Raw genomic sequence first — 11,037 nt, 5'->3', positions numbered from 1 at the left:
TTCCGAGAACGCCGAGTACGACGCTGCCAAGAACCGTCAGGGTTTCATCGAGGGACGCATTGCCGAGCTGCAGGACAAGCTGGCGCGCGCCTACGTGGTCGACCTGTCCAACCTCAAGCCTGACAAGGTGGTCTTCGGGGCCACGGTCACCGTCTACGACACCTCCGCCGAGGAGGAGATCACCTACAAGATCGTGGGCGAGGACGAGGCCGACATCAAGCTGGGCAAGATCTCCTGCACCTCGCCGGTCGGCAAGGCCCTGATCGGGCACAAGCTGGACGACACAGTGCGGGTCAGCGTGCCGTCGGGCACCAAAGAGTACGAGATCATCGAGATCCGCTACGAGTAGGATGATGACAGTGGCGAGCCGCTGGGCTGCCACCGCACCATTTCTCTCCATGCCTCGGCCATACGTGCCAAACACGGGCGGTCATACCACCAGCCCCTACAAACGCGATACGCGAGACTGAAACGGAGGTTTCAATGGTAACCAAGGACATGACTTTTGCTGCTGTTATGAGGATGCACCCGGACGTCGTGAAGGTCCTCAGCAAATACAACCTCGGCTGCATCGGCTGCATGGGCGCTCAGAACGAGTCCCTCGAGCAGGGCTGCGCCGCTCACGGCATCAACGTCGAGGACATCGTCCGCGACATCAACGCTCTCTTCGCCTAACCTTCCCAAACCTCCCCCCGGGTCCCTTTCTGTATCGACAGCGGACTCGGGGGGATTTGCGTTCCTGACAAGCGATCATCTCCCGCCTTCACGTCCCCACCAGGATAATGGGGGGCAGGGGGGATTTGCTTCTAGCTGTTTCAACGCAGCAGCCTAGCTCTGGACGGGTTTCCTCTCATGCCGACCCTCTCTCTCGCAGCAGACGGCTCCATCAAGCTCCCCAAGGAATTGAGGGATTCCCTCCAGCTTAAAGCGGGCGACCCTCTGAACGTCGAACTCGTCGACGGTGTCCTGCGCATTTCTCCCGTCCCGCAACCGAAGCCCGAAAAGAAACCTGCCGCCAAGACGGCTCCCTCGACCTCTACCCCCGCCAACGAGCAGCTGAAGACCCCCATGCGCTTCATAAAGGGAGTCGGCCCCAAGCTCGCCGAGGCGCTCTCCAAAAAGGGGATCGACACGGTCGAAGATGCCCTCTACCTGCTCCCCAACCGCTACGAGGATCGCCGCGACCTGAAGCGGATCACAGATCTGCGCCCGGGGGCCACCTATGCCTTCTTCGGCACCGTGGTCTCGGCTGAACCGCAGACCACCAAAGGTGGCAGGAGGTACTTCGAGGTCATCGTGAAGGACGACAGCGGGAGCCTGACGCTCAAGTGGTTCCATTTCCTTCCTACCTTCATGAAGAAGCATTGGATCCCTGGCAGGCGTGGCATCTTCATCGGCGACGTCGCCCAGTTCGGCTTCCAGCGGGAGATGCACCATCCCGAGGTGGAGTGGGCCGGGGAGGGGGAGGACCTTGCCCAGGTGATGGCGAGGGATCCCGACAATTTCGGCAGGATTCTCCCGGTCTACCCGCTCACCGAGGGGGTGAGCCAGAAGCTCATGCGCAAGATCATGAAGGAGACGGTGCAGCATTTCAGCCGCTACCTGACCGGCTCCCTTCCTGAGAGCATCGTTCACCGTCACCGGCTCATGACTCTGCCGGTTGCGCTGCGGGAAGCCCATGCACCCGACCCGTCCAGCAAGGTGGCCGAACTGAACGAAGGAAAGGGAGCTGCGCACCGATCACTGGCCTTCGACGAGTTGTTCTTCCTGCAGCTTGGTCTGGCGCTCAAGAGGCAGGGCGTCGCACTTGAGGACGGTATCAGCTTCAAGGTAACCCACCGCTACACCAAGGAACTGCTCAAACTTCTCCCCTTCAGCCTGACCAACGCGCAGAGGCGGGTGCTCTCCGAGATCAAGGAGGACATGATTGCACCCCACCCGATGCACCGGCTGGTACAGGGGGATGTCGGCTGCGGAAAGACCCTGGTGGCGCTGCTCGCTGCGCTGATCTGTGTCGAGAACGACTACCAGGTGGCCATCATGGCCCCCACCGAACTGCTGGCCGAGCAGCACTACCTCAATATCCACCATTACTGCGAGCAGTTGGGAATAACAGTGGACCTGCTGACCGCCAGCGTGAAAGGGAAGGGAGACGCCCTGAGGAAGATCACCTCCGGCGAGACGCGGATTGTGGTGGGCACACACGCCGTCATCCAGGAAAAGGTGGAATTCCATCGGCTGGGGCTGGGGGTGATCGACGAGCAGCATCGCTTCGGCGTTGTGCAGCGGGCGCTTTTGAAGCGTAAGGGGCAAAATCCGGATATCCTGGTGATGACCGCCACCCCCATTCCGCGCACCCTCTCCATGACCGTTTTCGGCGATCTGTCGCTCTCCGTCATCGACGAGCTCCCCCCCGGCAGGACCCCCATCGAGACCCGCATCGCGCGCGAGTCACGGCGCAGGGACGTCTACGCGTTGGTGCGTGAGGAGATCGCCAAGGGGAGGCAGGCCTACGTCATCTATCCACTGGTCGAGGAGTCGGAGAAGAGCGATCTGAAGGCAGCCGTGCAGATGGCGGCGCACCTCGACGAGGACATCTTCCCGGATTTGCGGGTGGCGGTGCTGCACGGCAGGATGTCGGCAGCCGAAAAGGAAGCGGCCATGCTGTCGTTCAAGGCGGGAGAGGTGGATATCCTGGTTGCCACCACGGTCATCGAGGTCGGCATTGACGTACCCAACGCCACCGTCATGATCATAGAGCACGCCGAGCGGTTCGGATTGTCGCAGCTGCACCAGTTGCGGGGCAGGGTAGGGCGGGGGAGTGAAAAGTCGCGCTGCATCCTGATGACCGGCGACCGCCGCTCCGAGGATGGCGACAAACGACTGCAGGTGATGGTGGAAACCAACGACGGTTTCCGCATCGCCGAGGCTGATCTATCCATTCGCGGTCCCGGTGACTTCCTCGGTACCCGCCAGGCAGGTCTGCCCGAGCTGAAGGTGGCCGACCTCCTGCGGGACGGAGGTGTCCTGGAACAGGCAAGGAAGGAAGCGTTCTCTTTAGTGGAGGCCGACCCAGACCTCAACGCTCCCGGTCACGAGCGGCTGCGCGGCGAGTTGATGGCCCGCTGGGGCGGCAGGCTGGAACTCGCCTCCATCGGCTGATGAATTTTAGTTTTGGAATTCCGGGTACTCTACCTGCCCGTTCAGTTTAGCCTTTTGCAGCGCGTCCACGTCCAGCTTTTTCATACGAATCAGTGCCTTCATCACGTTCGCTGTCTTTCCCGGTTCGGGATCGCTGAGGAGTTCTCCCAAATTGGACGGGACGATCTGCCAGGAAAGGCCGTACTTGTCCTTGAGCCAGCCGCACTGCTGCGCCTTCCGATCGCCACCTTCAGACAGTTTTTCCCAGTAATAATCGATTTCCTGCTGCGAGTCGCAGTTAACCACGAAGGACACGGCTTCGGTGAATTTGAAGTGCGGGCCGCCGTTCAGTGCCACGAACTTTTGGCCCTGCAATTCGAAGGAGACCGTCATCACGCTTCCTTTGGGCATCCCGGATACTTCTGCGCCCTCGGCGGTATATCTGGTTGTCATTACCACCTTCGAATGTGGGAACACGGAAGTGTAGAACTTGACAGCCTCTTCGGCGTTGTTGTTGAACCAGAGAAACGGTGTGATCTTCGCTGCTTTCATTTCCATCGCGCTCCCCCCTTTTGCTGCCGTTCGTGCTGTTTTTCTAGGTCCCTCCAGATGATTGTACCTTCTTTCCTCGGCTCCTCACGAAAAAAGTCCCGGCAGATCAGATGCTTTCCACCGGGACTCGCTGTTTTACAGCCTGTTTTTCAGGAGGTCTTTCCCTTTTTGTACCAGTTGCGCGTTGGTATCGATCACGTTGTTGAAAAAGCTTTCGCACTCCTGATCGCCCTGTACGTCCTGCATGTACTGGCGGCAGGTGTCGGCGGCCTGCGAGGCGTTGTAAATGACGCTAACCAGGTCGTATTCCTTGTTGTGGAGTAGATCCTTTTCCATAAAATGCCTCCTTTACCTTTTTGCCGTTTACGTAGCCGTTAAAGGTGGAGCCATCTCTTTAGGTGATTCTATGGGGCCACCTACGCCCTCCAGGGACCTAAGGGATTCCATATTCACCCCTTCATTCTACTCTTACTGGCCATGCCATTTCCAGACCCGAGATCGTCGACCTCATCATCCCTCACCCGGTCTTCGTCCAAAGCAAATCAACCATGCGTGCAAATTGATTGACACCGCCTATGAGGTGACCTACGATTCGACCTACATTCAGGAGGTTTGAACCGTAATGGCCGTTGGTGCTTCTCTTCTCATTATCAATCGTGATCGCGAAATCCTGCTTCTCTTGCGGGATGACAAGCCGCAGATCAAGTACCCCGGGATGTGGGACATTCCTGGTGGGAACCTGGAAGGTGACGAGACTCCTGCGGAGTGTATCAGGCGTGAGATTGAGGAAGAGCTCGGACTGGCTATCTCCAATTATGAGCTTTTTCAGGTCAAGCGATTTCCTGACCGGCTGGAATATACCTTCTGGATGGAAGCTGATCTGGACATAGCTGGTATAACACTGACAGAGGGACAGAAGCTGGCCTGGTTCTCTGAGGAACAGGCTGCGTCGACTGAGCTAGCGTTTGGATTCAATGCCACTATAAGCGCCTTCTTCGAGAAGGCACCTTTTCTATCTCGCCGCAAATGACAGACTCCACCACCAAATACGACGTTGTCGGGCTGGGCGTATCTACTCTTGACCTTTTGATGTTGGTGGAAGAGTTCCCGGGGCAGGAAATGGTGCAACGCGCGCATGAATCATCATTGGCAGGTGGAGGCCCGGTCGCGACGGCGATGGTCGCCCTGGCTCGGTTTGGCGCGCGGACGGCCATGCTGGACAGGTTGGGAGATGACTGGCGTGGAGATGTTATAGCGGAAGAGTTCCGGCGGGAAGGCGTCTGCACCGAGCACATTGTCAGTTCAACAGCTTCGTCCTCCTCAATAGCGTCCATTCTGATCAGAAAGAACGACGGAGCCCGGGCCATCACCTATGCTCCAGGCTCCGCCGGAGATCTCCTCCCCGACGACATTTCTGAAAATGATGTCCTTTCCACCAAGATCCTTCACCTGAACGGGAGACATCTCGAAAGCTGTCTCTCCCTGGCAAGGCTGGCCAGAAGTCGTGGCGTCCTTGTCTCTTTCGATGGTGGCGCTCACAGGTACCGGCCGGAGTTGGACCGGCTCTTAAACCTGACCGACATCTGCATCGTCGCACGCGAATTCGCCTCCTCGTTTTCCGGTGAAGGAGACGATGTAGAAGCCTCCGCTGCCAAACTCATGGAAGCCGGCCCGAGCATTGTTGTGATAACCGCTGGAACTGAGGGTTGTTGGGTATTTCAAAGGGGGGACGAGAGCTTTCACCAACCTCCTTTTTTGATGCCGTCCGTGGTCGATACCACTGGAGCAGGGGATGCCTTTCATGGAGGGTTCCTCTTTGGCATGGTTCAAGGATGGTCGCTGAAGCAGTGTGCCGTGGTGGCGAGCGCAGTTGCCGCTATGAGTACGCAAAAAATCGGTGGCCGTGCCGCGTTGCCTTCCCTGTTTGAGGCAGAGGACTTTCTCTCATCCAGGGGTGCATCACTGGCAGAGTAGGGTGTCGCTTAGCTGCATCCCCTTCGACAGGCCCAGGGCGAACGGACCCGAAATTTTATCGCTTACACCTTGCAGGTTATAAATGCACCTTTCCAAAGTCACTCTTCCCGCAGTCGATCCGCCTTTTCCTTCAATCCTTGCCTTTCTGATCGCCAAGTTTCCCCACGTTTCACCAGAAGTTTGGGAAAAGCGGCTTTCAGAGGGGAAGATCGTTGATGAATCGGGCAACGTCGTCACCATCAACACCACCTATCGTGTTGGTCTCAAGATCTTCTATCAGCGTGAGGTCGAGCAGGAGAGGGTGATCCCTTTTGCCGAATCGATCCTCTTTCACAACGACCATCTGCTCGTGGCGTGCAAACCTCACTTCCTTCCCGTAAACCCGACCGGACCTTTCGTGGCTGAATGCCTGATGAACCGCTTGCGAAAGAAAACCGGCAACCACGACCTCGTTCCCATTAACAGGATCGATCGTGAGACAGCCGGCCTCGTCCTCTTCTCCGCTGACCGAAATACGAGGGACAACTACTATCGGCTTTTTCGGGACGGCGAGGTTGAGAAGTGTTATGAGGCGGTGGCTTTGGTCGACAAACAGCCTGTTCAAAGGGAATGGAGAGTGGAGAATAGGCTGGTGCAAGGCGAGCCGTGGTTCAGGATGCGTGTGGTTGACGGCGAAGCAAACGCTCGGTCTGTCATACGGATGGCGGAGGTAGGAGAGGGGAGGGGGCTTTTTCAACTGCAGCCGCTGACCGGGAAAACGCATCAGCTGCGGGTCCACATGAACTGCGTCGGATTCCCGATCCTAAATGACCGCTACTATCCGGAGTTGCAGCCGGAATCGGAGGACGACTTCGCAAACCCGCTTCAGTTGTTGGCAAAAAAAGTGAAGTTTCGCGATCCTGTGAGCGGAGAGCTGATGGAGTTTAGGAGTGAGTGGAAACTCAATTGGCCGACTTAGTGTCGTGTAGCTCATATCTCTTCTGCCAACTCCCCCTCGCCCACCGGGAGAGGGCCGGGTGAGGGCAGCCTCGTTTCTTCGTCGATGCTTCCCTCACCCTAACCCTCTCCCGGAAGGAAAGGGGACTAAACTTACGCCTGGCTGACTTTAAGCGCCTGCTCGACGTCCTCAATCAGGTCGTCGATGTGCTCGATACCGACCGAGAGCCTGATCAGGTCGGGCGTGACGCCGGAGGCGATCTGCTGCTCGGCTGACAGCTGGCGATGGGTGGTGCTGGCCGGGTGTAGCACGCAGCTCCTGGCGTCACCGACGTGGACCACCAGCGCGATCAGCGAGCAGGCCTCCATGAACTTCTTGCCTGCCTCAGCACCACCCTTGATTCCGAAAGTCAGTACGCCGCTTCCACCTTTGGGGAGATACTTCTTCGCCCGGTCATGGGTCTTGTGGCTTTCCAGCCACGGGTAGCTGACCCAGCTTACCGACTCATGTGCTTCCAGGTACTTGGCGAGGGCGAGGGCGTTTTCGCTGTGGCGCTGCATGCGAAGAGGCAGCGTCTCCAAGCCGAGATTGAAGAGGAACGCGTTGAGGGGAGCCGCGCAGGCGCCCAGATCGCGCATGTACTGCACCCGGGCCTTCACGATGTAGGCGAGGTGGCCGAAGGTCTCCAGATACTTGAGGCCGTGGTAGCTGGAATCAGGCTCAGTCAACTCCGGATATTTCCCATTACCCCAGTCGAAGTTGCCGCCGTCCACGATGACGCCCCCCACGCTGGTCGCATGGCCGTCGATGTACTTGGTCGCCGAGTGGATGACGATATTGGCGCCGTGCTCGATCGGCCTGCACAGGTACGGGGTGGGGAAGGTGTTGTCGATGATGAGGGGCACCTGCTTTTTCTTGGCGACGGCCGTGAACTTCTCGAAGTCGAGCACGTTGAGGCCGGGGTTGCCGATGGTCTCGCCGAAGAGCGCGCGGGTTTCGGGGCGGAAGGCCGCCTCGATGGTCGCCGCATCGGCTTCCGGGTCCACGAAGGTCACCTCGATACCCATTTTCGGGAAGGTGTTGGCGAAGAGGGAGTAGGTCCCCCCATAGAGGGTGCTGGCGGCGACCACGTGCTGGCCGGCCTGGCAGATGTTCATGATGGCGATGGTGGAGGCCGCCTGGCCGCTGGAGGTGGCCATGGCAGCGACGCCCCCTTCCATGGTGGCTATCTTCGTTTCGAACCCTTCCGCTGTGGGGTTGCTGAGCCGGGAATAGAAGTGCCCGCCAACTTCCAGGTCGAACAGCTTCGCCACGTGGTCAGCGCTCTGGAATTTGAAAGTGGTGCTCTGCACGATGGGAAGAATGCGCGGGTCACCGTCTTTGGGGGTGTATCCGCCTTGAATCGCCTGAGTCTCTATGCGCCAATCTTTTTTCATCAACTCTCCTCCTGAAGTGATATCCAGCCGACGACGGCGCATGATAGCAGATTGTCGCACGGTTTGCAGGGGAATAATGAGAAATATAGATCATGGCTAGTGACCAGGGGCGCTCTCCGGCGGGACAGGTGTTACCGCGTCGGCGATTACTCGCTTCAGGTCCCTGACCTGCCCCACCGCGTCGACGTGGTAATTGTCATCAGGCGCCAGCCGCAGCGTGGTGATCACCTCGAGTTGGGTTCCCTTTTCCAGCGGCTGCAGGGTTATATAAAATGTGGCGATGGTGTTCTCCCCTGACTGCAGGAGGTACGCAGTGGAGAAACTCCGGTTCATGACGGTAACCGGTTGACGACCATAGCTCTTTTGCTTGAAGTACTTCTGCAAGCTGTTGGTTACCTCCGTCTTGCTCATCGGCGAGGCGACCTGGAACCGATAGACCAGCACACCCGAGGTGGCCAGGACCTCGAGGGCGTTTTCGACGCTGTGCGGGGGGGAAATCTGGGTGCTGCCGAAATTGCGGTAGGGGGGCATACCCTCGTAGAGCGGTTTGAACTCCACCCTGGTGAACCCCTTCTCCCGGCTCTTGGTGACGCTGAACAGATAGGTGTCATAGGCGATCTGGGGAGTGGTGCGCGTGTTGTCGGCGGTTGTGATGTAGGTCATGAAGTTCACGGCGCAGCGGTCGTCGCTCTTTCTGATCAGCTTGGTGTCGCGAACGTACTTGTACCCCGAACGGACGCACTCGAAGGGGCGTATGTCGAAGGTGACTCCCGAGATGTCCCCCTCGTCCACCCCTTCACTGGGGAGATCGTAGACCACCTTGTCACTGCTTGTGACCTTTCTCATCCCTTCGGGCGTTGCACAAGCCGCCAGTAGTGCCGTCAGAACCAGGCCCAGTATCCTTTTCACCGCTGCCTCCTTCCGCATCTGTTCCTTGCGGGCCCCGCCATTTTGCCTCCTCATGAATCAATTGATCACATAAATGTCTATATTACCGTATAAGTAGAGACTCGGCTTGGCACATCCGCAAAAATGTTACTCACTCGTTATCCCGCTAATGACAGGAAAAATTACTGACGAGGGTGACATTTCGGATTTCAGTGATTATGATTACGTCATGCAATCTTTGGGAGGAGACTATGAGGAAAATGATAAAGAGTTTGTTGGGTGTAGCACTGCTTTTGGCTGGTCTGCTTCAGTTGTCCGGGTGCGGCTACAACACCATGCAGGCCAAGGAAGAAGCCGTCTTCGCGGCCTGGGGCGATGTCGAGGCTGCCTACCAGCGCCGGGCAGACCTGGTTCCCAACCTGGTCGAAGTGGTGAAGGGATACGCCAAGCATGAGTCGGAAACCTTGGTGGCGGTCACCCAGGCCCGGGCGAAGGTCGGGTCCGTGCAGCTTTCCAAGGACACGGTCAACGACCCGCAGAAGCTGCAGCAGTTCCAGCAGGCCCAGTCGGAACTTTCCGGTGCCCTTTCCCGCCTGATGGTGGTGGTGGAACGCTACCCTGACCTGAAGGCGAACCAAAACTTCATGGATCTGCAGAACCAGCTGGAGGGGACCGAGAACCGGATCAATGTGGCGAGGGTGCGCTACAACCAGGCGGTGCAGGATTTCAATACCACCATCCGGGTGTTCCCGAATTCCATGACCAACTCGCTACTGCTGCACCTCTCCCGCAAGGAGCCTTTCAAAGCGGAAGAGGGGGCGCGGCAGGCGCCGAAGGTTAAATTTTGACCTCCTTTCTCCTTGGTCTTGGGGTGGTCTAGGCAGTAGGAGCCGTTCACCCTGAGCCTGTCGAAGGGTAGCAGGTAGTTGGCTTGCTCGGAGTTAGCAAACACTCGGACGGGTGCTTCGACAGGCTCAGCACGAACGGCCTAAACCTTTTCGGACATTTTACGCCCGTGTTGTCGCTGCGCGGTGGGCGAGCGCTTTATCCACAGAGGTCCTTTGATGCGCGTGCTGTTCGTCGCACTGATGATGCTGGTCTTTTCCTCGCTCGGCCAGGCCGCTGAGGTGCCGCCTCTGCGCGGCTACGTGAACGACTACGCCTCCATGCTCTCGCCGCAGGCTGCAAGCCAGCTCTCGCAGGAACTGGCGGCCTTCGAGCAGAGTGATTCAACGCAGATCGTGGTGCTGACGGTTCCTTCGCTCTCGGGGCAACCGATCGAGGATTACTCCATCCAAGTCGTGGAGGCTTGGAAGCTCGGCCAGAAGGGAAAAGACAACGGCGCGCTGCTCCTGTTTGCCAAGAACGACCGCAAGATCCGCATCGAGGTCGGCCGGGGGCTGGAGGACCGGCTGACCGACCTGGTATCCGGCCGCATCATCCGCAATGAAATCTCCCCCGCCTTCCGGCGCGGCGACTTCGATGGTGGGGTCGCTGCCGGGGTGCACGCCGTCATGGCCGTCGTGCGCGGCGAATATGCCGCACAGCCCCAGGACATCAGGCACGGCAAGCGGGGCGCCAATCCGATCTTCACCTTGCTTATCTTCGTGGCAGTTGCCTCGGTCTTCCTGGGTGGCATCTCGCGGATTTTAGGTGGCCTTGCCGGCGCCGTCGGACTGCCGGTGGCCGCCGCGATCTCGTTTTCGGGACTCTCAATGGTGGTACTCGGCCTGCTGGGGTTTGCCGGCTTCCTGCTCGGGTTGTTCCTGGCCTTCCTCTTTTCCGCCGGAGGCCGTGGCGGCTTCTCCGGAGGGGGACCCTTCTTCGGCGGTTTCGGCGGCGGATTCGGTGGTGGATCCTTTGGTGGTGGCGCCGGAGGCGGGGGAGGCTTTTCCGGCGGTGGCGGGACCTTCGGTGGTGGCGGCGCTTCGGGGGACTGGTGATGGACAGGTCGCGTTTGAAGATAGCTGCCTCGTATTTTGACGAGCGGCAGACGGAGGCAATCCGGCGTGCGGTGGCCGAGGCCGAAACCGCGTCGAGCGGCGAGATCGCCGTCATCGTAGTGCCGGAGAGCGAGCGCTACCGTGAGGCAGAGAAACTGGGGGCGCT

12 protein-coding genes are annotated in these 11,037 nt (G+C 58.8%); 8 read left to right on the top strand and 4 right to left on the bottom strand.

Annotated features, from left to right (window positions below; all coding sequences use genetic code 11):
• The 3 genes from greA to recG all read left to right on the top strand — a co-directional run.
• A partial coding sequence (gene greA / locus VJ604_RS07280) for a transcription elongation factor GreA (protein ID WP_324081137.1) occupies window positions 1-349 on the top strand: 349 nt, incomplete at its 5' end.
• 134 nt (window positions 350-483) lie between these two features.
• Entirely contained in the window at window positions 484-675 is a 192-nt protein-coding gene (locus VJ604_RS07275) for a DUF1858 domain-containing protein (RefSeq protein ID WP_324081135.1), read from the top strand.
• Window positions 676-852: 177 nt separating this feature from the next.
• Window positions 853-3,162 carry an ATP-dependent DNA helicase RecG gene (gene recG / locus VJ604_RS07270; protein ID WP_324081133.1) on the top strand — a complete coding sequence of 770 codons (2,310 nt, stop codon included), beginning with the start codon at window positions 853-855 and terminating at the stop codon, window positions 3,160-3,162.
• Between the two features lie 6 nt (window positions 3,163-3,168).
• Here the strand turns inward: recG and VJ604_RS07265 are convergent, their stop codons facing one another.
• Both VJ604_RS07265 and VJ604_RS07260 read right to left on the bottom strand, forming a co-directional pair.
• Window positions 3,169-3,699, bottom strand: a complete 531-nt coding sequence (locus VJ604_RS07265; RefSeq protein ID WP_324081131.1) for a VOC family protein — start codon at window positions 3,697-3,699, stop codon at window positions 3,169-3,171.
• 129 nt (window positions 3,700-3,828) lie between these two features.
• A complete protein-coding gene (locus VJ604_RS07260) occupies window positions 3,829-4,029 on the bottom strand; it encodes a hypothetical protein (RefSeq protein ID WP_324081128.1) in 201 nt (66 codons plus the stop codon).
• A gap of 286 nt (window positions 4,030-4,315) precedes the next feature.
• Between VJ604_RS07260 and VJ604_RS07255 the strand changes: the two genes are divergently transcribed.
• The 3 genes from VJ604_RS07255 to VJ604_RS07245 all read left to right on the top strand — a co-directional run bounded on the left by VJ604_RS07255 (window position 4,316) and on the right by VJ604_RS07245 (window position 6,625).
• Window positions 4,316-4,723 carry an NUDIX domain-containing protein gene (locus VJ604_RS07255; protein WP_324081126.1) on the top strand — a complete coding sequence of 136 codons (408 nt, stop codon included), beginning with the start codon at window positions 4,316-4,318 and terminating at the stop codon, window positions 4,721-4,723.
• Window positions 4,720-5,667, top strand: a complete 948-nt coding sequence (locus VJ604_RS07250) for a carbohydrate kinase family protein (protein ID WP_324081125.1) — start codon at window positions 4,720-4,722, stop codon at window positions 5,665-5,667. Before VJ604_RS07255 ends, VJ604_RS07250 begins: the two co-directional genes overlap by 4 nt.
• 82 nt (window positions 5,668-5,749) lie before the next feature.
• Entirely contained in the window at window positions 5,750-6,625 is an 876-nt protein-coding gene (locus VJ604_RS07245; protein ID WP_324081123.1) for a pseudouridine synthase, read from the top strand.
• A gap of 131 nt (window positions 6,626-6,756) precedes the next feature.
• On the opposite strand, the gene VJ604_RS07240 is transcribed toward VJ604_RS07245, so the two are convergent.
• The gene (locus VJ604_RS07240) at window positions 6,757-8,040 is read right to left on the bottom strand and encodes an O-acetylhomoserine aminocarboxypropyltransferase/cysteine synthase family protein (RefSeq protein WP_324081121.1); all 1,284 of its coding nucleotides are present in this window, start codon (window positions 8,038-8,040) and stop codon (window positions 6,757-6,759) included.
• A gap of 96 nt (window positions 8,041-8,136) precedes the next feature.
• The gene (locus tag VJ604_RS07235; RefSeq protein ID WP_324081119.1) at window positions 8,137-8,949 is read right to left on the bottom strand and encodes a hypothetical protein; all 813 of its coding nucleotides are present in this window, start codon (window positions 8,947-8,949) and stop codon (window positions 8,137-8,139) included.
• 239 nt (window positions 8,950-9,188) lie between these two features.
• On the opposite strand from VJ604_RS07235, the gene VJ604_RS07230 reads away from it, so the two are divergent.
• Together VJ604_RS07230 and VJ604_RS07225 are read left to right on the top strand one after the other, a co-directional pair.
• Complete coding sequence (locus VJ604_RS07230; RefSeq protein ID WP_414652398.1) at window positions 9,189-9,776, top strand: LemA family protein; 588 nt, start codon at window positions 9,189-9,191, stop codon at window positions 9,774-9,776.
• 216 nt (window positions 9,777-9,992) lie between these two features.
• On the top strand, window positions 9,993-10,871 hold the full coding sequence (locus VJ604_RS07225; protein WP_324081115.1) for a TPM domain-containing protein: 879 nt from the start codon (window positions 9,993-9,995) through the stop codon (window positions 10,869-10,871).
• Window positions 10,872-11,037: the final 166 nt, after the last annotated feature.

It is taken from the genome of Geomonas sp. (genome assembly GCF_035254065.1).
Lineage (GTDB): Bacteria > Desulfobacterota > Desulfuromonadia > Geobacterales > Geobacteraceae > Geomonas.
Note: the sequence above shows the minus strand (reverse complement) of the source record. Positions and strands in the feature narration are given on the sequence as shown.